This is a genomic window from Pantoea sp. sgz302252 (assembly GCF_047713085.1).
Taxonomy (GTDB): Bacteria; Pseudomonadota; Gammaproteobacteria; order Enterobacterales; family Enterobacteriaceae; genus Scandinavium.
The window spans coordinates 272,830-294,417 of record NZ_JBLFJW010000001.1; the positions used below are offsets into that span (position 1 = coordinate 272,830).

Genomic DNA, 21,588 nt, shown 5'->3' on the forward strand with positions numbered 1-21,588 from the left:
ATTGGTCATACCAAAATTGATATGAATCAAGTTTTGCCGATGAAATGTTGAGCAAGTGTAGTGGATAAGCGGGAGTTTAGGTGCCCGGTGAACAGGATGCCACCGGGCAAAAGCGGGATTAGCCGAGAGTTTTAAAAGCTTTGATACGCTGCAGGTGCGGAGAGATATTCTTGAACTTATGCGTCTGCACGTCATCCCAAATTATCTCGTAGTAATGATGCAAAAACTCAGCCGAACGCTGGCTATTCAGGGCCTCATCCTGACGGGAGAGGATCACCAGGCAACGATCGCGGTTTTTCTCGCGGAAGTTGCTTACGCATTTGGTTGCGATATCCGCGTACTCTTCTGGCCGGTCAATCTTTCCTTCCATGTTCTCATTCGGGAACAGATTAGGATTGAAAATCACCTGACGGATATCACACAGAAAACCGATGCGTTCGGCCCAGTAGCCACCGAGCCCCACCCCACAAATCAGAGGTCTGTCGTCAGCGTTAAGCTGCAACATTTTGTCTACTTCTTTCAGCAAGTGCTGCATGTCGTGCTTTGGATGCAACGTGCTGTAGCTAATCAGGCGAACGTCTGGGTCGATAAACTGCAATTGCAGGACTTTCTCGTGATTCCCCGGACTGTTTGAATCGAAACCGTGCAAATAAATTATCATTACATCCTCGCAACACTGCTAATCCCGATGAGGGGAAGATTAAGAAGTGGCTTTATGCGCCTGCCAGCGTTCATGCAGTTCGTTGAGCTGCGCGCTGACCGTCTTCCAGCGAGCTGAATCCCTCAGCTCCTGACGGGTAAATGAACCTTCATGATACAATTTCGCAACACGCTCCGCTTTGATCGGCGACAGGTTATCCAGCACGCTAACGGCACCTTTACGATTATTGCAGACGAGGATCATATCGCAACCTGCATCCAGCGATGCCTGGCCACGTTCCGCGTAGCTGCCCATGATTGCCGCGCCTTCCATCGATAAATCATCAGAGAAAATAACGCCGTCGAAGCCCAGTTCACCGCGAAGCACGGTTTTCAGCCAATGCGGGGAACCGCTAGCCGGACGCGGGTCGACTTCACTGTAAATCACGTGGGCGGGCATGATGGCATCCAGGCGATTTTCAGTGATCAGCGTGCGGAACACCGACATATCTTTTTCACGAATTTCAGCTTCATCGCGCGGGTCTTGCGGAGTTTCTTTGTGCGAGTCCGCGGTCACCGCGCCATGCCCCGGGAAGTGTTTACCGGTGGTTTTCATTCCGGCGTTGTGCATGCCATCGATAAAGTGGCGAGCCATCGCCAGCGCTTTATGCGGATCGGCATGGTAAGAACGCTCACCGATGGCGGCGCTGATATGCCCGACATCCAGCACGGGCGCGAAGCTGATATCGATGTCCATGGCGATCATCTCTGATGCCATCAACCAACCCGCTTCCTGCGCCATGCGCCCGCCCTCTTCCATCCCGAGCAATTCAGCAAAAGACTGAGCCGCTGGCAGACGCGTAAAACCTTCACGGAAACGCTGTACGCGCCCGCCTTCCTGATCCACAGCCACCACAAGGTGATTTTTGGATGCGCTGCGAATCTGGCGTACCAGCTCACGAAGCTGGGCCGGATCATGGTAGTTGCGGGTAAACAGAATCAGCCCGCCGACCAGGGGATGCGCCAGAATTTCTCGTTCCTCAGCATCCAGCTCGAATCCTTCAACATCCAACATCACTGGGCCCACGTTTACCTCTCTTCTCTTTTATTCATCAGACCACGCCAGCCTTCGTCTGCCAGCGCGATAAAGTGTTGGTCGCCGGTCTGCTGCCAGCGATATTCATACCAGGTTGTCATCAGCATGTTTAGCCACGGTTGCCAGCGCTGCACCTGAAGGCCAAGCGCTGTCGAATCCATTTTTGCTACCCGCGCATACTCCGCAATCAGTGCTGCCCGGCTGGTTTCATCGGCTGTCCATACGGCGGCCAGTTCGAGTGCGACATCGCCGTCACCCGCATATTCCCAGTCGATTAACCGCAGCCCTTCTGTGGTCGTGACCAGGTTGCCCGCATGAACATCCATATGCAAGGGAGCCAGCCGCAACGGCTGCGGTTCACCCTGCTTTCTGAGTCTGTGCAACTGCCGAAGCCACTGCGGTGTGCGCCTTAGCGGGCTGCTGTTCTGCCAGTAATGCTGCAACAGCGGAAGCAGCGTCACTCGCCAGCCAAAGCCTTTTTGCTGATGCAAATGATACAACAGCGCCGCCATCGGTTGGCTACTCGGGAGTGTGGCGCAGGTCTCACCCTGGAGATATTCCACCGCCATCCAGCCTGCATAGAATCCAAGCGGCCTCGGAGCCAGTGTCGCGGGAAGGGCTTTTAGCACATGGTATTGACGGCGAAAATGAAAATCAGGCGCTGACGAATCGTGATGCTGACGCAGCACCAGACGCTGCCCCTGATGTTCGATAAGACAGCTCCCGCCGCTCAGCCCTTTAACAGCGGCGTCTTCGACGGGAGTGACATCGGGAAAGTGGCGCAACAGCACTTCGTCACGCGTAAGCTTATTGCTGTGTAACCGCACCTTTACCTGACCAAATGATCTCGCCAGTCTGGACCAGCATCAGTTGTGAGGAAAGCGTTGGCGCGTTTGCATTGCCAGTGGCGTTGGAATACAGCACGTACTGCGCGCCGACGGTCCGGGCCAGGCCCATCGCTTTGTTACGCGATCCCAGGCTGTCCTGCGGTGAAAGACCCAGTTGCTGTTTTGCCACAGCCAACTGTTGCGCAGACACCAATGTAAATTTGCTGTTCCCCTTCAGGGCATTGCTCAGGGCAGCGGTCGCTTCCGTGGTGCTGATGGAGCCGTTGGTACGGTTATTCACGTTATCAACCAGCAGGATGCTGCCCGCAGTGATACCTTCAGACTGAACCATTTTGCTGACCAGCGGCTGCGCAGCGCCGTTCCAGTCATAATGACGAACGCGTGGTGCAGGCTGTTCCGGCTGCTGAGCCCCATTTTCAATCGGACCCGGCTGGGTTGGGATTGTTGGCACGGTAGGCACTGTCGTCGGCGGTGGCGTCTGCGGCTGCTCTGGCGTAGGTTTTGCCTCTTCAACCGGTGCAGGCTGTTCGCGATGGCCCACACACCCGGCAAGAAAGACAGCGACAGCCGCGATAAGCGCATAGCGACTTAATTTACTCATTACTGTTTACCCCTTAAAGATAAAGATAAAGCCGGACTTTATGTGCACCCAGACTGTTGGCGCTGCCGTACAGCGTCACAGAAGATTGAGCCGGGATGGTCACCGTACGCGGAGCTTCCAGCGGATGCATTTCCAGTCCTCTGGCGTCATACCAATAGAAACGATAGTGAACCGTGACCGGCGTCGAGCGCTCGTTATAGAGTTTTGATGAGGCTGTCGCCTGAATTTCAGACGACGTCAGCTCAGGATTTTCGGCGCTGATCCCTGCCGCCAGAACGTTAGCTTCCATGACCAACGTTTGTTGATCGCCCACAGGGATTTCAGGATGAGAACCGCATCCGGCCAAAAGCACGGCCGCCAGCAGGACACCCATTCGGCCACAGTTCATGCCATTATCCTTTGTGCGCAAGCATTGGACCCAGTGGACGACCGCCCAGCAGGTGCATATGAATATGGTAGACTTCCTGCCCGCCGTGACGGTTGCAGTTCATGATCAGACGATAGCCATCCTCAGCAATCCCTTCCGCTTCAGCAATCTTCGCCGCTACCGTCAGCATGCGGCCGAGCGCCTGCTCATGCTCAGCGGTGACATCGTTCACCGTTGGGATAAGGCTATTGGGGATAATCAGAATGTGGGTGGGAGCCTGCGGCGAGATATCACGAAACGCGGTAACCAGTTCATCCTGGTAAACAATATCGGCCGGGATTTCGCGGCGGATAATTTTGCTGAAAATCGTTTCTTCTGCCATGCCATTTTTTCCTTTTTGCTTATTACCGTACGGTAACCAGATCTTCAGATAACAACGTAAGAGTATGAGCGACTTACTCCTGTTCTTTCAACCTGATCCCACTTTTTCTTGGACAGAATCGGATTCGGCGGCTGTTAGATAATCAGTTCCGGACGATTCCCGCGCGCCCCCTCAATCAAAACAAAGTTTCAAATCGATTCTTACCTTTATTTACATTGGTAATATGAATGCGTATATTTCGCATTTGCATTTTCATGCAATAACAGCGCGTCTATAACACTCACAACACAAAGGTTTCGTATGTCTTTCACTTTAGACTCCAGCGCAAGGGAGCGCAGACTCCCGGCCGCTCCGTCGCTGCTCGCCGCCTGCATCGCCCTGGCTCTGCTGCCCTCTTCCACCCTGGCCGACACCAATACTGAAGAAACCGTGGTGGTTGAAGGTACAGCGGATAATACGACCAGTAACGCTCAGGACCAGGATTACAGCGTTAAAACCACCACCACAGGGACGAAACTGCTGCTGGTCCCGCGTGACATCCCGCAATCTGTCAGCGTCATCAGCCAGCAGCGTATGAAGGACCAGAACCTGCAAACCATTGGCCAGGTGCTGACCAACACCACCGGCGTGACCGCTCAGGTACAGGATAGCGATCGCACAGTGTTCTATTCCCGCGGGTTCTTCGTCAGCAACTATGCCTATGACGACCTGCCGACTTCCATCAGCGAAGTGTGGAACTTTGGGGACACCGCCACCGACACCGCCATTTATGACCGTATTGAAGTCGTACGCGGCGCAACAGGATTGATGAGCGGCACCGGCAACCCGGCGGCTTACGTCAATATGGTGCGCAAGCACGCCGACAGCCGCGAGTTCCAGGGCAACGTTTCCGCCAGCTACGGCAGTTGGGATAAGCAGCGCTACGTGCTCGATTTGCAGGCACCCCTGGTGGAATCCGGCAACGTGCGGGGCCGTATGATTGCCGGTTATCAGGACAACGATTCGTGGATGGACAACTATCACTACCGCAAAAAATTCCTCTACGGTGTGGTTGATGCGGATTTGACCGACAGCACCACGCTCTCACTGGGCTACGAATATCAGGAAAGTAACACCGCTGATCCCACCTGGGGTGGCTTGCCAACGTGGTACAGCGATGGCAGCAAAACCCATTACAACCGCAGCGATACCGTCGCGCCGGACTGGGCCTATTCGGACAAAGACAGCACCAAAGTGTTCGCTAATTTCACCCAGCGTTTCGATAACGGCTGGGAAGCGCACATCAACGGAATGCATACCGATACCAACTTCGACACCAAAATGATGTACATGTACGGCTATCCGGACAAAGAAACAGGCAGCGGGATGGTTGGCTATGGCGGCTGGAACCGTGGCGAACGTAAACAGGATGCGGTCGATGCCTTCCTGCGGGGTGATTTCGAGTTGTTCGGTCGTCAGCATGAAATGATGGTCGGCGGCAGCCTGAGCCGTCAGCGCAACCATTATGATAATTCCCTGCCTGACTCGCTGTACGGCATGGTGGATATCGGCAGCTTCAACAACTGGAACAGCAACATCGCCGACCCGCAGTGGACCGCATGGAAGCTGTACAGCAAAGATGATATCCGCCAGTCATCCGCTTACTCTTCAGTTCGCTTCTCACTGGCCGATCCGCTGCACCTGATTGTCGGCGCTCGCTACACCAACTACAACATTAAATACAATCCGGCAGGTGCGCCTGATACGCGTCTGGAAAGCACCAAAGATGATGTGACGCCTTATGCCGGGCTGGTCTATGACATCAATGAAGACTGGTCGGCATATGCCAGCTACACCAACATCTTCCAGCCGCAGGATAAACGCGATGCCAACGGACGTTATCTCGACCCGACGACCGGCAAGAGTTACGAAGCAGGCGTGAAAGCCGACTGGTTTAATACCCGCCTGACCACCTCTCTGGCAGTATTCCGTATCGAGCAGGACAATGTCGCCAACAACACGTATACCTATTTGCCAAGCGGTGAGTCGATTTACGAATCGCTGGATGGCGTGGTCAGTAAAGGTGTTGAATTTGAGCTGAATGGCGCATTAACCGATAACTGGCAGCTCACCTTTGGTGCCACACGTTATGTCGCAGAAGATAAAAGTGGCAATGCGGTCAGTTCAGATCAGCCGCGTACCACCCTGAAGCTGTTCACCCGTTATCAACTGCCGATGATGCCAGAACTGGCCGTAGGTGGTGGCGTTAACTGGCAGAGCAAAATCTGGAGTGACGTCGACGGAGGACCAAACGGGCGCGACTATATTGATCAGGGCAGCTATGGCCTGGTTAACCTGTTTAGCCGCTATCAGGTGACGAAGAACTTTGCCCTGCAGGCCAACGTCAATAACCTGTTCGACAAAGAGTATTACGATTACGTCGGCTCCTATCTCGTGTACGGCGCACCGCTGAACTTCTCAGTTTCAGCAAGTTACGATTTCTGAGTTTTACACCAGCCCCGAGCGGTCTGGTGCCCTCACCCCGCCCCTCTCCCACGTGGCTGTCTCTTATACACAAGTCTGTATCATGTTGTTTTATAAAAAGATTATTTTTTGAGTGTATGTATGTAACTCAAAAAAATTCCTTTAAAAACAACCTGCTGTATTTCTCAGATCGCGGTAATAAAGCCGCAATCTGAGATGTGTATAAGAGACAGCCCACGTGGAGAGGGTGCAAACACTAAAAAACTTCTCTGAAGAGAAGGTTTTGCAGTTTACCTCGCATAAAAAAGGCAGCCTGGTGGCTGCCTTAGTCTCCCCTACCTTTCTGGCTTAGTTGTTGCGGATGTACTCATCCATTTCGGTTTTCAGGTTATCGGATTTAGTCCCGAAAATTGCCTGAACGCCGGAACCTGCAACAACCACACCTGCGGCACCCAGTTTCTTCAGACCAGGCTGATCCACTTTCGCCACATCTGCCACGCTCACACGCAGACGTGTGATACAGGCATCAAGGTTGGTGATGTTTTCTTTACCGCCGAATGCAGCAATCAGGGCCGGAGCCATTTCGCTGGTTGCGCCAGCTTTGCTGTCTTCGGTTGCGTCTTCACGACCCGGAGTCTTCAAATCCAGTGCTTTAATCAGCACGCGGAACACGGTGTAGTACACCGCGGCGTAGCACAGACCCACAATCGGGAACAGCCACAGCTTGCTGCTGTTACCAGACAGAACGATGAAGTCGATCAGACCGTGGGAGAAGGACGTACCGTCACGCATACCCAGCAGAATACAGATCGGGAAGGCCAGGCCTGCCAGAATCGCGTGGATAACGTACAGGATCGGCGCAACGAACATGAAGGAGAACTCGATTGGCTCGGTGATACCGGTCAGGAACGAGGTCAACGCTGCGGAGATCATGATACCGCCCACTTTTGCACGGTTCTCTGGTTTCGCAGAGTGCCAGATAGCGATCGCAGCCGCTGGCAGACCGTACATTTTGAACAGGAAGCCGCCAGACAGTTTACCTGCAGTCGGGTCACCCGCCATGTAACGTGGGATATCACCGTGGAACACCTGGCCTGCAGCGTTGGTGTATTCACCAATCTGCATCTGGAATGGAACGTTCCAGATGTGGTGCAGACCGAATGGCACCAGGCAACGCTCAATGAAGCCGTAGATACCGAACGCCACAACCGGGTTCTGGTACGCTGCCCACTGTGAGAAATCCTGAATGGCGCTACCGATTGGCGGCCAAATGAAGGAGAGGATCACGCCAGTGAAGATAGCGGCGAGACCGGAAATGATCGGCACAAAGCGCTTGCCCGCAAAGAAGCCCAGGTACTCTGGCAGCTTGATGCGGTAGAAACGGTTGAACATGTAGGCCGCGATGGCACCGGCGATGATCCCGCCGAGAACGCCCGTATCCGCCAGATGCTTAGCCGTGATTTCTTCAGCAGGTAAATGCAGAACCAGAGGTGCAACGACCGCCATGGTTTTCACCATGATGCCGTAGGCTACTACCGCCGCCAGTGCAGAAACACCGTCGTTGTTAGTAAAGCCAAGTGCAACACCGATAGCAAAGATCAGCGGCATGTTAGCAAAGACAGAACCGCCCGCTTCCGCCATAACGTGGGAAACGACGGCTGGCAGCCAGCTGAAGTTAGCAGAACCGACGCCCAGCAGGATACCTGCGATAGGCAGTACGGAGACTGGCAGCATCAGCGATTTACCGACCTTCTGCAGGTTAGCAAATGCATTCTTAAACATAATTGAGAGTGCTCCTGAGTATTTGTGCTTTTTTTACGCTTTCACGCATTGGCGAGGGGGGAGAACCTCGCCGTAGACAGGACATCTAAGTGTCCTTTTATTTATTACGCAGAGTAAAATAATTCAGTTTATTTTTATTTGACGGCCATCACGTTTCAACCAGCAATCGCCGAAAACCTTGCACTGATTTACAAAAGTTGTTTCTGAAGGTTACAGGCGAACCGTTCACCACCCCTTTTGCGGCGGTGAACTTTACTCGCTTTGATTATTAATTACGAGCTTTAAAATAAGCAGGCGAATCAGGCAGATTGCAGGCGAGCGGGGTCAATGTGGAACAAGGTGGCGAAGTTTTCGGTGGTCTGCTGCGCCAGTTGCTCAAGCGACACCCCTTTCAACACGGCCATGTACTCTGCGACATCACGAGTCATCGCAGGCTGATTCTCTTTACCACGGTGTGGGACAGGGGCCAGATACGGTGAATCTGTCTCCACCAGAATGCGATCCAGTGGCACGTAACGCGCCGCTTCACGCAGTTGCTCCGCATTACGGAAAGTCAGAATGCCGGAGAAGGAGATGTAAAACCCTACATCCAGCAACTTGCCTGCTGTTTCTGTGTCTTCCGTGAAACAGTGTAGTACGCCACCGCAATCCGTCACTTTTTCATCGCGCAAAATCGCCAGCGTATCTTCACGTGCATCACGTGTATGGACGATGACAGGTTTGTTCAGCTCACGCCCAATGCGGATGTGGTGAGCAAACGAAGCCTGCTGGCGGGCTTTAGTTTCTGGCGTGTAATAATAATCGAGGCCCGTTTCGCCTAGCGCGACCACGCCCTCTTCTGCTGCCCACTGGCGCAGGGTTTCCACTTCGTAGTCTTCGTCCTGATTCAACGGGTGCACACCGCAGGAGAAAACAACATTCTGACGCTCACCAACCAGCTCACGCATACCGCGATAGCCCGGCAGCGTCGTGGCAACAGCCAGACAAAACTTCACATCACGGGCGGCGGCTTTCGCCAGTACATCATCCACATCTTTGTGCAGTGATTGATAATCCAGGCCATCAAGATGGCAGTGCGAGTCGACTAAAAACATAATGTCTCTTCTTACAGGTGAATGTCTTAGAGATGAGGAAGCGGAAGCGTGCTGCCCGGTGTCAGCCAGTGCTCCCAGCGTAACAGACTGTCATTCAGCATCAGTTCGCGGTTCAGCCCGGTCACGCTAAGCAACTGTTCCCGACACAGGCAGGCATCAGTCACCATCGCCTGCAAACGGGCGGCCGGAATACGATTAGTGATGTGCTGGACCAGCATCCAGGCATCAACATTGGTCAGTTGCGTAACGCCCTGCTGCATTTTGATGCCATCGAGCAGAAGCGAAATCAGCCAATAAAGGCGTTCAGCCACCTGGTCATGATTAAGTACCGCAAGCATTGAAAGCCAGTCACCATTTTGCAATGTGGTTTCAAGGGCTGCACAAAGCTGCTGGCGAGGGGCAAAATTGGCTTCCTGCAACAAATCCAGTGCCGCCGCGGGTGCGCCCGCTTTAAGACGCAGTGCGCTTAACAAACTCTCTTGTGACACTGTAACTTCACGGGCAAGCCAGGCCAGCCCGTAGTTTTCTGCCGGAGGAGCAAGATGAAAATGACGGCAACGGCTGCGCAACGTAGCAAGTAACCGGGCAGGTTCTTCGCATTGCAGGAAAAACCAGGTGTTTTGCGGCGGCTCTTCCAGCGTTTTTAACAACGCATTGGCTGCCGCTTCGGTGAGCAGTGCGGCATCACCTATCCATACCACTTTGGCACCACCCAGACGTGCACGCTCGTACAGCTTTTCGCTGACTTCGCGGACCGCATCGATCCCCAGCGTGCTTTTGCCCTTTTCTGGCAGCAGATGGTAATAATCCGGGTGCGTGCCCGCCTGCATCAGCTGGCAGCTATGGCATTTACCACAGCTTTTCTGACCTTCAGGGGAGTGACACATCATAAAACGGGTCAGCGCATACACCAGCGCATCAGCCCCCATTCCCGGCAAAGCCTGAACTAATAGCGCGTGGTGGCCACGTCCGGATTGATAACCGGAAACGAGCTGTTCAAACGGCGGGCGCAACCACGGATACCATTTCATGCGCCCTGCTCCTCGACCCATTCCATGACCGTAGAACGAATATTTTGCATCACGGTTTCCAGAGGCTGGGTCGCATCAACTGTACGGATAGTCTGGTCTTGCGCAGCCAGTTCAAGATACCGAGCGCGAGTACGGTTAAAGAAATTGAAAGACTCCTGCTCGATGCGATCCAGGTCGCCACGGGCGCGGGCGCGTTTCAACCCGACTTCAGGGGTCACGTCCAGGTACAGCGTCAGGTCCGGGCGGAAATCGCCAAGCACGGCATCACGCAGCGTGGCGAGAAGGTGTTGATCGATACCCCGGCCGCCGCCCTGATACGCCTGGGTAGAAAGATCGTGCCTGTCGCCGATCACCCATTTCCCTTCAGCCAGTGCAGGCTTGATAACAGTATCGACAAGCTGGACACGTGCAGCATAGAACATCAGCACTTCGGCTTTATCGGTGATCACTTCATCGCCAACGGATTTGATATCCAGCACCAGACTGCGCAGTTTTTCCGCCAGGATTGTGCCGCCCGGCTCGCGGGTGAACACTAAATCACTGATGCCCACCTCTTTCAGCGTTTCCACCACCACATTACGTGCCGTGGTTTTGCCAGCGCCTTCCAGGCCTTCGATGACGATATACTTACTGCGCATTTTTTTCCTTAAGTGCTTTCAGATAATCCTGTACTGAGCGGTTATGGCTCGCCAGATTAGTATTAAACGTATGGCCGCCTTTACCGTCTGCAACGAAATAGAGATACGGTGTTTTCGCCGGATTCGCCGCTGCTTTCAGTGAGGCTTCGCCTGGCGTGGCGATCGGGCCTGGCGGCATGCCTGCAATCACATAGGTGTTATAGGCTGTGGGTGTTTCCAGATCCTGGCGGCTCAGCTTGCCATTATAGCTCTCTCCCATGCCGTAGATAACCGTTGGATCAGTTTGCAGACGCATGCCGATTCGCAGGCGGTTAATAAACACAGAAGCCACCTGATCGCGTTCGCTGGCGACCGCGGTCTCTTTTTCGATAATTGAGGCCATGGTGACCAGCTGGTTTTTATCCTTGTAAGGAAGATTATCCCTCCGCCCTTCCCACGCCTGATCGACTGCTTTGACCATTTTCTGGTGTGCGCGCTTGAGGATCTGCAAATCTGTGGTGTTGGCGGTGTACATCCAGGTATCTGGCCAGAACCAGCCTTCAACCCAATCCGCATGTTCTAACTTCAGGGCTTCAGCAACAGTGGCATAGCTGTCGTCCTTCAGCGTATGTTTAACATACGGTGCCTCACGCAGTTGCTTGAGATAATCACTGGTACGCATACCTTCAATGAAACGCAGCGGGAACTGTGCTTCTTTGCCGCTGGCAAGCAGTTGCATAACCTCACGAACGCTCATCCCCGGCGTGATGCGATAGGTGCCGGCTTTAAAGTGCGAGAGTTCAGGTTCAACGCGCAGCAGCCACTGGAAAACACGCGGGCGATTGATGACGTGTTCTTCATATAACTGAGTGCCTAACGCCAGGCGACCGGTGCCTGCTTTAAGGGTGAAAATCACCTCATCTTTAAGCAGGACCTTGCTGCTCGCAAGCTCGCGAACCTTCCACATTCCAACCCCTGTCGCTATCGCAAACACAACCAGCAGCAGGAGGACAAACCGAAACATTTTCTTCATGACTTAGTCGACTGCTCACAAAGGGGGGCCAAAAATTCAAACAGCTCGCGCGAAAGATAACGGGCATCGGCAAACTGGTTCACGGGAACCACCGGCATCAGGGCATTACACACAATCACCTCATCAGCCTGACTGACGGCCTCTTCGCGGGCATTCACTTCGACAACGCGAAAACGGCTTTGTGCCAATAGTGAAAGGCAGTGCTGTCGCATAATGCCATTCACTCCGGCCTGATCCAGCCGCGGCGTGAATACGGTATCACCGGCTCGCCAGAATAAATTAGCCGCACAGCATTCCGTAACCCACCCTTCACTGTCAAGGACCACCGCCTCATCGGCAGGCGTCTGTTCAAGATGCGAGCGGATTAAGACCTGTTCGAGACGATTGAGATGTTTTAGTCCCGCCAGCATGGCGTTGCGTCCAAGGCGCACAGGGCTTAATGCGAGCGTAATGCCTTCGCTTTGCCAGCGCGGATAATGTGCAGGAGCAGGAGAAACCGACAGAATGCGAGTGGGTGACTGGCAGCCGTTAGTGCTATAGCCGCGTCCGCCGCTGCCGCGCGTAATAACGACTTTCAACACACCCTCGTCCGCCGTCTTTGCCAGTGCCTGCATTTCTTCGGCGAGAGTGGCCCAGTCGGTAAAGGGGATAAATAATGCAGCGCAGGTTTTCTGTAGACGCTCAAGATGCTGGGTGAAAAACGCGATTTCACCGCGCTGAATGCGGGCGGTGGTGAAGCAGCCGTCACCAAATTGCAGGCCGCGATCGCCGGCGCTCAGAAAATCCTGGTTAATACCATTAATCATCAACATGGCATCTCCTAATCAATGGCCTTTCAGTCTGACAGGAAAGCTCAAGGGGACCAGCGGATAATACCTAAAGAAAAGGCCTGCTATGCAGGCCCGAGAGTGATGACAAACCTCTAACGAATGAAGATTTGTCATAGGGTGCCTAATAAGAAACAAGGAAAATCAATTTATTGATTTTCGGCTACTCACCACAAAGAAGGAAAAACCACGTTTTATCCTTCTTTGTCAGCAACTAAGGCCTGCTATGCAGGCCTTTTTCATCTGGCTGGCTGTCAGACCTTTTTAAAGATCAGAGAGCCGTTGGTGCCACCAAAGCCGAAGGAGTTACACAGTGTGTATTCCATGCCGCTAACCTGACGCGCTTCGTGCGGAACCAGATCCAGGCCAAGGCCCTCTTCCGGATTATCCAGGTTAATGGTCGGCGGAACAGCCTGATCGCGCAGAGCCAGGATGGAGTAGATTGACTCAACCGCCCCCGCCGCGCCTAACAGGTGACCTGTCATTGACTTCGTGGAGCTGACCATCACGCGGCTAGCATCTGCACCAAACACAGACTTCACAGCCTGGGCTTCAGCGATATCGCCTGCCGGAGTGGACGTGCCGTGGGCGTTAACGTAGCCAATCTGACCCGGTTCAATGCCCGCATCGCGAATCGCGTTAACCATGGCCAGGGCTGCACCTGCGCCGTTTTCCGGCGGTGAGGTCATGTGGTAGGCATCGCTGCTCATACCAAAGCCAACCACTTCAGCGTAGATTTTCGCACCGCGTTTTTTCGCGTGCTCATACTCTTCAAGCATGATGATGCCTGCGCCGTCGCCCAGCACAAAGCCATCACGATCTTTATCCCACGGACGGCTTGCGCCCTGTGGGTTATCGTTGCGAGTAGAGAGTGCGCGTGCGGCACCGAAACCCCCTACGCCCAGCGGGGTACTGGCTTTCTCAGCACCACCTGCCAGCATCGCGTCAGCGTCGCCGTAGGCAATCATACGTGCGGCATGACCGATGTTATGCACACCGGAAGTACACGCCGTGGCAATAGAAATGCTAGGGCCACGTAAACCAAACATAATGGTCAGATGACCGGCCACCATGTTAACAATCGTAGACGGGACGAAGAAGGGGCTAATTTTACGTGGACCGCCGTTCACAAGCGAACTGTGGTTTTCTTCGATTAGACCAAGACCGCCAATGCCGGAGCCGATAGCAGCACCGATACGTGTGGCGTTCTCTTCCGTCACTTCCAGGCCAGAATCCTGCATGGCCTGAACGCCAGCGACAATTCCATATTGAATGAAAGCATCCATCTTGCGCTGTTCTTTGCGCGAGATAATGTCTTCACAGTTAAAATCCTTTACTAAGCCAGCAAATTTCGTTGCATAGGCGCTAGTATCGAAATGGTCGATTAGGCTGATGCCGCTCTGACCGGCAAGAAGAGATTTCCAGGTGGACTCTACGGTATTGCCGACAGGAGACAACATGCCAAGTCCGGTCACAACTACACGACGCTTAGACACGTTTGTCCTCCAGGGAGGGATAAAAAAGAGAAATGTGGAACTAAAAGATAAAACTCAGGCGGTCGAATGACCGCCTGGAGATGTTCACTTACGCCTGGTGACCGTTGATGTAATCAATGGCAGCCTGAACGGTGGTGATTTTCTCAGCTTCTTCGTCCGGAATCTCAGTATCAAACTCTTCTTCCAGAGCCATTACCAGCTCAACGGTGTCAAGAGAATCAGCGCCCAGGTCTTCAACGAAGGAAGCATTGTTGGTAACTTCTTCCTGCTTAACGCCCAGCTGTTCGCCGATAATTTTCTTAACGCGTTCTTCGATAGTGCTCATACTCTTAAATTTCCTATCAAAACTCGCTTTCGCGATGGTTTTCGTAGTGTATAAAATGTTGAAAAATTTGCAACTAAATCCCGGCAGGTCTTACCACGATTTTACGCTATTTTGCGGGTGTTTGCCCCAATAACGCAAATCATTTTGCACGTTATTATGTCCAGGAGCGCACAGACTGCGCGGTTCCTGAGCATTTTGTGCAAACTACGGTCAGACCATGTACATTCCGCCGTTGACGTGCAGAGTCTCACCAGAGATGTAACCCGCTTCGTCAGAGGCTAAGAATGCCACCGCACTGGCGATTTCTTTTGCATCGCCAAGGCGACCCGCTGGAACTTGCGCCAGAATACCCGCACGCTGATCGTCTGACAGCGCACGCGTCATGTCCGTTTCAATAAAGCCCGGAGCAACAACGTTCACCGTAATACCGCGAGACGCAACTTCACGCGCCAGCGATTTACTGAAACCAATCAGACCGGCTTTCGCCGCAGCGTAGTTAGCCTGACCAGCATTTCCCATGGTACCAACCACAGAACCGATAGTGATAATACGACCATGACGCTTCTTCATCATAGCTCGCATTACCGCTTTTGACAGACGGAAAACAGATGACAGGTTGGTTTCGAGAATGTCGTTCCACTCATCATCTTTCATTCGCATTAACAGGTTATCACGAGTGATCCCGGCATTATTGACCAGAATGTCCACTTCGCCAAACTCTGTACGAATATTTCCCAGAACAGATTCGATAGATGCCGGATCGGTCACATTCAACATCAGACCTTTCCCATTTGCACCCAGATAATCGCTGATGGCCTGCGCACCGCTTTCGCTGGTTGCAGTGCCGACAACTTTCGCGCCACGGGCAACGAGTGTTTCAGCAATCGCACGGCCAATGCCGCGGCTTGCACCGGTAACCAGTGCAACTTTTCCTTCAAAACTCATGGTTTTGCTTTTCCTCTTATTATTGTTCAAGCGCCGCTGACAGTGCCGCCGGCTCGTTAATGGCCGACGCAGTCAGGGTGTCAACAATACGTTTTGTCAGGCCGGTGAGGACTTTACCCGGACCCACTTCATACAGATGTTCAACGCCCTGAGAGGCCATGAACTCAACGGTTTTGGTCCACTGAACCGGGCTGTAGAGCTGACGAACCAGCGCATCGCGAATCGCGTCTGCAGAGGTTTCGCCCTTCACATCTACGTTATTGATAACCGGAGCCTGTGGAGCGCTGAAGGTAATGTTCGCCAGTTCAGCAGCCAGTTTTTCCGCAGCAGGTTTCATCAACGCACAGTGAGATGGCACGCTAACCGGCAGCGGCAGCGCACGCTTCGCGCCAGCAGCTTTACAAGCAGCACCCGCACGCTCAACGGCTTCTTTATGCCCGGCGATAACCACCTGGCCCGGTGAGTTAAAGTTCACCGGCGAAACCACCTGCCCTTCAGCAGACTCTTCGCAGGCTTTGGCGATTGCCGCATCATCCAGACCGATGATAGCAGACATACCGCCCGTGCCTTCTGGCACAGCTTCCTGCATGAATTTACCGCGCAGTTCAACCAGACGAACGGCATCGGCGAAGGCAATGACGCCTGCACAAACCAGCGCAGAATATTCGCCCAGGCTGTGGCCCGCCATCAGCGCTGGCGTTTTACCGCCCTGCTGCTGCCATACGCGGTACAGCGCAACGGAAGCGGTCAGCAGCGCAGGCTGTGTCTGCCAGGTTTTGTTCAGTTCTTCAGCCGGGCCCTGCTGAGTCAGTGCCCACAGATCGTAACCCAGAGCATCAGAAGCTTCACGGAATGTTTCTTCGATAACCGGGTATTGCACGGCCATATCAGCCAGCATACCGACAGTCTGAGAACCCTGTCCCGGGAACACAAAAGCAAATTGCGTCATGTTGTAATCCTTAATTAGAAACGAACCAGTGCAGAGCCCCAGGTGAATCCACCGCCGAAGGCTTCAAGCAGCACCAACTGACCACGCTTAATACGGCCATCACGCACGGCTTCATCAAACGCGCAAGGCACGGAAGCGGCGGAAGTATTCCCGTGGCGGTCAAGCGTGACCACGACATTATCCATCGGCATGCCCAGCTTCTTCGCTGTCGCACTGATAATGCGCAGGTTGGCCTGATGAGGCACCAGCCAGTCGAGTTCGCTACGATCCAGATTGTTCGCCGCCAGCGTCTCTTCGACGATATTGGCCAGTTCTTTCACCGCCACTTTGAAAACTTCGTTTCCAGCCATGGTCAGGTGAATAGAATTTTCCGGATGAACGCGATCGGCATTGGGCAGGGTGAGCAACTCACCGTAGTTGCCATCTGCATGCAGGTGCGTGGAGATGATCCCCGGCTCTTCGGAAGCACTCAGAACGACGGCGCCAGCGCCATCGCCAAAAATAATGATCGTCCCGCGATCGGTCGGATCGCAGGTACGTGCCAGCACGTCAGCGCCAATCACCAGGGCGTGTTTAACCGCGCCTGACTTAACATACTGATCGGCAATGCTCAGCGCATAGGTAAATCCTGCACAGGCCGCAGCGACATCAAATGCCGGGCAGCCTTTCACGCCCAGCATAGACTGGATCTGGCATGCCGCACTTGGGAACGCATGGGTGGCAGAAGTGGTCGCGACCACGATCAGGCCAATCTGCTCAGCCTCAACGCCCGCCATCTCCAGCGCACGTTTTGCGGCTTCATAGCCCATGGTGGACACGGATTCGTCTGGCGCGGCGATACGACGCTCACGGATACCTGTGCGTGTGACAATCCACTCGTCAGACGTATCTACCATTTTTTCCAGGTCGGCGTTGGTACGCACTTGTTCAGGCAGATAGCTGCCGGTACCTACAATCTTCGTATACATGTACGCTCAGTTTTTTGGTGGTAATACAGATTCGAGGCGAGCGCCGATCCGTTGTGGGACCTCGCGCTGCACCGCCTGCACTGCCTGTTCAATTGCCACGCTAAACGCGCGCTGATTGGCTGCACCATGACTCTTAATCACCGTGCCGCGCAATCCTAACAGACAGGCGCCATTATACTGGTCGGGGTTGAGGTGACTGAATCGCCTGGAGAGGCTTTTTTGTAACCAATGTTTCAAAATTTTCAGCCACCACGGTTGTTTTTTCCCCTCGCCCTGAGATTTCAGCAGGGAAAGAAACATTCTGACAACGCCTTCCATGGTTTTTAACGTGACGTTTCCCGTAAACCCGTCACAAACCAGCACATCTGTTTTGCCGGTTAATAATTCGTTGGCTTCAAGATAGCCGATATAGTTGAGGGAGGAGACTTTTTTCAGCAGCGCTGAAGCATCACGAATATTCTCATGACCTTTGCTCTCTTCCTCACCAATATTGAGCAGTGCCACTCGCGGCTGGCTAATGCCGACGACTTCTTCGGCCATCACTGCGCCCATGACAGCAAACTGCACCAGCATCGTACTGTCGCAATCCACGTTAGCGCCCAAATCAAGCACTACCGTTTTGCCCTTTTGCTGGTGCGGCAATACCGTCACCAACGCCGGACGCTCAATGCCGTCAATCGGCTTGAGTAATAATTTTGCAAGCCCCATCAGCGCGCCGGTATTCCCGGCGCTGACACAGGCCTGTGCTCTGCCTTCTTTCACCAATTCAAGCGCAATACGCATTGAGGTTCCCCGGCTGTTGCGAACCGCATAGGCCGGACGGGCATCACTGGCAATAACTGACTGGGCAGGGATTATCTGCAGACGTGAACGTTGTTCAAAATCAGCTTTGGCGAGTAATGGCGTTATGGTGTCGGGATTGCCGACGAGAAGAAGCGAGAGTTGTGGGTTAGCGTGCAGTGCCTGCAATGCTGCAGGCACCGTCACGGAAGGGCCAAAATCGCCCCCCATGACATCCAACGCCAGGGTCAGACGTGTCAAGGTTTCGTCGCCGCCTGGTTCGGTTTATCCCCGCTTGCACGGGGAAATCCTCACTAAGCTTCATCACGCTCGCGCGTGATTACTTAGCGATAACCTTGCGACCGCGGTAGAAACCGTCGGCAGTGATGTGGTGACGCAGGTGTTTTTCACCAGTAGTCTTGTCTACAGACAGGCTGGTAACTGCAGTCAGCGCGTCATGGGAACGACGCATGCCACGTTTGGAACGGGTTGGTTTATTCTGTTGTACGGCCATGGACCTTACTCCTCAATTACTTACGCTTTAAGCTGGCTAATACGGCAAATGGGTTTGGTTTTTGTGCCTCTTCAGGCAGTTCGCCAAAGACCATGTCCGCGTCGGACACTTCACAGTGTTCAGAATCATGCACCGGAACGACAGGTAAGGAGAGGATAATTTCATCCTCGACTAAAGCCCGCAGATCGATTTCACCGAATTCGTTAACCTGAATCGGCTCATACGCTTCCGGGAGTGCTTCAGCCTGTTCATCATTTTTGATCGGGCTGAAACAATACGTTGTGTGAACGGCATGTGGGAACGGTTTCCCGCAGCGCTGGCATTCGAGAGTCACCGCAACCTTTGCCTCACCTTTAATAACGGCGAGGCGCTGATTGTCGATGGCGAATGTCATGTCGCATTCCACATCACTGTCCACACTGACTACAAATTCGGCAAGACGCTCAACCTGTTCCGGGGTGTAGACACCCGCGTAATCAAGGCGTTTTTGAGCGGTACGAACCGGATCAAGAGTCAGGGGTAATTTTACCTTTTGCATAGGGCGCGCATATTAACTTTGTAACGTCATAGAGTCAAAGAAAAAGGCACCCTCAGACGCCTTTTGCCATTTATTCGCACACATTGCGGCCTGTAGTTTAAAATGCCGCAATCCGAATCACCAGATCCTGGTAAAAAAATTATGCCACGTCTAGTTCTTGCTTCCACTTCCCCCTATCGCCGCGAACTGCTTAAAAAGCTGGAGTTGCCTTTTGAATGCGCTGCGCCGCAGGTGGATGAAATGCCTCTGCCTGGCGAATCCCCTCGCCAACTGGTTTTACGTCTGGCTCAGGCCAAAGCCATGGCGCTGAAAGAACGCTATTCCGACCATCTGATTATCGGTTCCGATCAGGTCTGCGTGCTGGATGGGAAAATTACCGGTAAACCGCATACTGAAGAAAATGCTCACCAGCAGCTGCGTAAAGCAAGCGGGCATGTCGTCACCTTCTATACCGGCCTTGCGCTTTATAACAGCACTACAGGGCATTTACAGACCGAATGCGAGCCGTTTGACGTCCACTTCCGCCAACTGACCGAAAGCGAAATTACCCATTACATCCAAAAAGAACAGCCGCTGAACTGTGCGGGAAGTTTTAAAAGTGAAGGGTTGGGGATCAGTTTGTTCGACCGGCTGGAAGGCAGAGACCCGAATACGCTGGTCGGGCTACCGTTGATTGCGCTGTGCAAAATGCTGCGCAATGAGCAGCATAATCCACTGTTGCGTTAGATTGTCCGGTGGCGGCTGCGCCTTACCGGACCTACGCGTCAGGATGCCCTTGTAGGCCCGGCAAACGCAGTGCCGCCGGGCAACTGAATTATTTCTGGCTACGCAGTACCTGCAGGCAGCGCTTAAGTTGCTCGTCCATCGGCGCTTCGATACGCAGCGTTTCACCCGTTCCCGGATGCGTGAACTTTAACGCTGCCGCATGCAGGAACAGACGATTAAGACCCGTGCCCGCAAGCTGGCGATCAAATTCACGATCGCCGTAACGATCGTCAAACGCTATCGGATGACCCGCATGCAGCGTATGCACACGAATCTGGTGCGTACGCCCAGTCACCGGGCTACAGCGAACCAGCGTCGCATGGGTAAAGCGCTCTTCCACTTTAAAGCGAGTTTCGGACGGCTTCCCTTCCTGGCTCACACGCACAATACGCTCGCCGCTTTGCAGAATATTTTTCAGCAACGGGGCCTGCACCACTTTCATGTGGGACTGCCACTGCCCGCGCACCAACGCCAGGTAATCTTTCTGCATACCCTTTTCACGCAATTGTTCGTGCAGGGAGCGCAGGGCGGAACGTTTTTTGGCAACCAGCAGAACACCGGAAGTGTCCCGGTCAAGACGGTGAACCAGCTCAAGGAAACGTGCTTCAGGACGCAATGCGCGCAGCCCTTCAATCACGCCAAAGCTCAGACCGCTGCCGCCATGTACCGCCGTGCCTGAGGGTTTATTCAGCACCAGAATATGATCATCTTCATAAAGGATAACGTCGCTCAGCGCGGCCACTTTTTGCAGATGCGGTGATACAGCGTCTTCTTCACGCTCGGCGACGCGCACGGGCGGAATACGGACTTCATCGCCCGCTTCCAGCTTATATTCCGGCTTAACGCGCTTTTTGTTTACGCGCACTTCACCCTTACGCAGGATGCGGTAAATCATGCTTTTCGGCACACCTTTAAGCTGGGTGCGCAAAAAGTTATCAATTCGCTGTCCCGCCTCATCTTCGGCGATGGCAACCATTTTTACGGTCGGAGTCTCAGTTTTCATGGGGGGCGATTCTAAAGAGGCACACGCATTCGCGCCACTCCTTTTTCTGTGCTTATATTATGACGTCAGCGGCACTCCTTTTTTATCTCACTGACCGAATTGATGGTTATTAGAACAATCCGTTCGGAAAAGTGAAAAAACTGTGAGTAACCGGGTGATAAATGGTAAAAGTCATCTTGCTATAACAGGGTGAGCAAGGAATAATGATGCCGTTTTCCGTGCTGATATCTTGTGAGTACAAGCAGTAAGCGGAATGACCCATTTTGTCTGAATGATTTTTTATGCAGCAATGGCGTAAGACGTATTTATCTTTCAGACAGTTAGCGGGCTGCGGGTTGCAGTCCTTACCGGTTGATACTCTGAATTTCAAGCCGCTGTTGGCGGCAAACCTGAGATCTCCAGGCGCTACTCCAGTGAGTGACTGGGGTAAGCAGGTGAAGCCAACCATCTGCGACTTGAAAAGCAACGAGTATAGAAGGAACCTTCTCTGGAGAATCATTCCCAGGCTGTTCCCCTGAATAATTG

23 protein-coding genes are annotated in these 21,588 nt (G+C 53.4%); 2 read left to right on the plus strand and 21 right to left on the minus strand.

Annotated features, from left to right (window positions below):
- Positions 1–118: 118 nt before the first annotated feature.
- From ycfP to hinT, 6 genes are read right to left on the minus strand one after another with little or no spacing between them, the layout of a single operon-like run.
- Positions 119–661: an alpha/beta hydrolase YcfP gene (gene ycfP / locus ACLW56_RS01365; protein WP_330982020.1), complete on the minus strand. Its 543-nt coding sequence runs from the start codon at positions 659–661 to the stop codon at positions 119–121.
- A 39-nt stretch (positions 662–700) separates the two neighbouring features.
- Positions 701–1,726, minus strand: a complete 1,026-nt coding sequence (gene nagZ, locus ACLW56_RS01370; protein WP_330982021.1) for a beta-N-acetylhexosaminidase — start codon at positions 1,724–1,726, stop codon at positions 701–703.
- Positions 1,727–1,728: 2 nt separating this feature from the next.
- A complete protein-coding gene (gene thiK, locus ACLW56_RS01375) occupies positions 1,729–2,562 on the minus strand; it encodes a thiamine kinase (protein WP_330982022.1) in 834 nt (277 codons plus the stop codon).
- Positions 2,543–3,184, minus strand: coding sequence for a penicillin-binding protein activator LpoB (gene lpoB, locus ACLW56_RS01380; RefSeq protein WP_330982023.1), 642 nt, complete (start codon positions 3,182–3,184; stop codon positions 2,543–2,545). The genes thiK and lpoB overlap by 20 nt, the downstream gene beginning before the upstream one ends.
- 13 nt (positions 3,185–3,197) lie before the next feature.
- Positions 3,198–3,572, minus strand: coding sequence for a YcfL family protein (locus ACLW56_RS01385; protein ID WP_330982024.1), 375 nt, complete (start codon positions 3,570–3,572; stop codon positions 3,198–3,200).
- Positions 3,573–3,576: 4 nt separating this feature from the next.
- On the minus strand, positions 3,577–3,933 hold the full coding sequence (gene hinT, locus ACLW56_RS01390; RefSeq protein ID WP_330982025.1) for a purine nucleoside phosphoramidase: 357 nt from the start codon (positions 3,931–3,933) through the stop codon (positions 3,577–3,579).
- A gap of 300 nt (positions 3,934–4,233) precedes the next feature.
- Here hinT and fhuE point away from each other — a divergent pair, with 300 nt between their 5' ends.
- On the plus strand, positions 4,234–6,417 hold the full coding sequence (gene fhuE / locus ACLW56_RS01395) for a ferric-rhodotorulic acid/ferric-coprogen receptor FhuE (protein ID WP_330982026.1): 2,184 nt from the start codon (positions 4,234–4,236) through the stop codon (positions 6,415–6,417).
- A 327-nt stretch (positions 6,418–6,744) separates the two neighbouring features.
- Here fhuE and ptsG read toward each other — a convergent pair whose 3' ends face one another.
- The 14 genes from ptsG to yceD all read right to left on the minus strand — a co-directional run bounded on the left by ptsG (position 6,745) and on the right by yceD (position 19,295).
- Positions 6,745–8,178 (minus strand): PTS glucose transporter subunit IIBC, encoded by a 1,434-nt coding sequence (gene ptsG, locus ACLW56_RS01400; RefSeq protein WP_330982027.1) that lies wholly within the window; start codon positions 8,176–8,178, stop codon positions 6,745–6,747.
- A gap of 299 nt (positions 8,179–8,477) precedes the next feature.
- A complete protein-coding gene (locus tag ACLW56_RS01405; RefSeq protein ID WP_330982028.1) occupies positions 8,478–9,272 on the minus strand; it encodes a metal-dependent hydrolase in 795 nt (264 codons plus the stop codon).
- Positions 9,273–9,298: 26 nt separating this feature from the next.
- Positions 9,299–10,303 (minus strand): DNA polymerase III subunit delta', encoded by a 1,005-nt coding sequence (gene holB, locus ACLW56_RS01410; RefSeq protein ID WP_330982029.1) that lies wholly within the window; start codon positions 10,301–10,303, stop codon positions 9,299–9,301.
- Complete coding sequence (gene tmk, locus ACLW56_RS01415; RefSeq protein ID WP_330982030.1) at positions 10,300–10,941, minus strand: dTMP kinase; 642 nt, start codon at positions 10,939–10,941, stop codon at positions 10,300–10,302. The genes holB and tmk overlap by 4 nt, the downstream gene beginning before the upstream one ends.
- A complete protein-coding gene (gene yceG, locus ACLW56_RS01420) occupies positions 10,931–11,953 on the minus strand; it encodes a cell division protein YceG (protein WP_330982031.1) in 1,023 nt (340 codons plus the stop codon). The genes tmk and yceG overlap by 11 nt, the downstream gene beginning before the upstream one ends.
- Positions 11,950–12,765, minus strand: a complete 816-nt coding sequence (gene pabC / locus ACLW56_RS01425; protein ID WP_330982032.1) for an aminodeoxychorismate lyase — start codon at positions 12,763–12,765, stop codon at positions 11,950–11,952. Before pabC ends, yceG begins: the two co-directional genes overlap by 4 nt.
- A 269-nt stretch (positions 12,766–13,034) precedes the next feature.
- Positions 13,035–14,276, minus strand: a complete 1,242-nt coding sequence (gene fabF, locus ACLW56_RS01430) for a beta-ketoacyl-ACP synthase II (RefSeq protein ID WP_330982033.1) — start codon at positions 14,274–14,276, stop codon at positions 13,035–13,037.
- A gap of 88 nt (positions 14,277–14,364) precedes the next feature.
- Entirely contained in the window at positions 14,365–14,601 is a 237-nt protein-coding gene (gene acpP, locus ACLW56_RS01435; RefSeq protein ID WP_000103754.1) for an acyl carrier protein, read from the minus strand.
- A gap of 210 nt (positions 14,602–14,811) precedes the next feature.
- Positions 14,812–15,546, minus strand: coding sequence for a 3-oxoacyl-ACP reductase FabG (gene fabG / locus ACLW56_RS01440; protein ID WP_330982034.1), 735 nt, complete (start codon positions 15,544–15,546; stop codon positions 14,812–14,814).
- A 19-nt stretch (positions 15,547–15,565) separates the two neighbouring features.
- Positions 15,566–16,495 carry an ACP S-malonyltransferase gene (gene fabD, locus ACLW56_RS01445; protein WP_330982035.1) on the minus strand — a complete coding sequence of 310 codons (930 nt, stop codon included), beginning with the start codon at positions 16,493–16,495 and terminating at the stop codon, positions 15,566–15,568.
- A gap of 14 nt (positions 16,496–16,509) precedes the next feature.
- The gene (locus ACLW56_RS01450; protein ID WP_330982036.1) at positions 16,510–17,463 is read right to left on the minus strand and encodes a beta-ketoacyl-ACP synthase III; all 954 of its coding nucleotides are present in this window, start codon (positions 17,461–17,463) and stop codon (positions 16,510–16,512) included.
- A 6-nt stretch (positions 17,464–17,469) separates the two neighbouring features.
- Positions 17,470–18,504 (minus strand): phosphate acyltransferase PlsX, encoded by a 1,035-nt coding sequence (plsX, locus tag ACLW56_RS01455; RefSeq protein ID WP_330982037.1) that lies wholly within the window; start codon positions 18,502–18,504, stop codon positions 17,470–17,472.
- A 79-nt stretch (positions 18,505–18,583) separates the two neighbouring features.
- A complete protein-coding gene (gene rpmF, locus ACLW56_RS01460) occupies positions 18,584–18,757 on the minus strand; it encodes a 50S ribosomal protein L32 (RefSeq protein ID WP_330982038.1) in 174 nt (57 codons plus the stop codon).
- 16 nt (positions 18,758–18,773) lie between these two features.
- On the minus strand, positions 18,774–19,295 hold the full coding sequence (yceD, locus tag ACLW56_RS01465; RefSeq protein ID WP_330982039.1) for a 23S rRNA accumulation protein YceD: 522 nt from the start codon (positions 19,293–19,295) through the stop codon (positions 18,774–18,776).
- Between the two features lie 141 nt (positions 19,296–19,436).
- Here yceD and ACLW56_RS01470 point away from each other — a divergent pair, with 141 nt between their 5' ends.
- The gene (locus ACLW56_RS01470; RefSeq protein WP_330982040.1) at positions 19,437–20,021 is read left to right on the plus strand and encodes a nucleoside triphosphate pyrophosphatase; all 585 of its coding nucleotides are present in this window, start codon (positions 19,437–19,439) and stop codon (positions 20,019–20,021) included.
- Positions 20,022–20,109: 88 nt separating this feature from the next.
- On the opposite strand, the gene rluC is transcribed toward ACLW56_RS01470, so the two are convergent.
- A complete protein-coding gene (gene rluC, locus ACLW56_RS01475) occupies positions 20,110–21,063 on the minus strand; it encodes a 23S rRNA pseudouridine(955/2504/2580) synthase RluC (protein WP_330982041.1) in 954 nt (317 codons plus the stop codon).
- Positions 21,064–21,588: the final 525 nt, after the last annotated feature.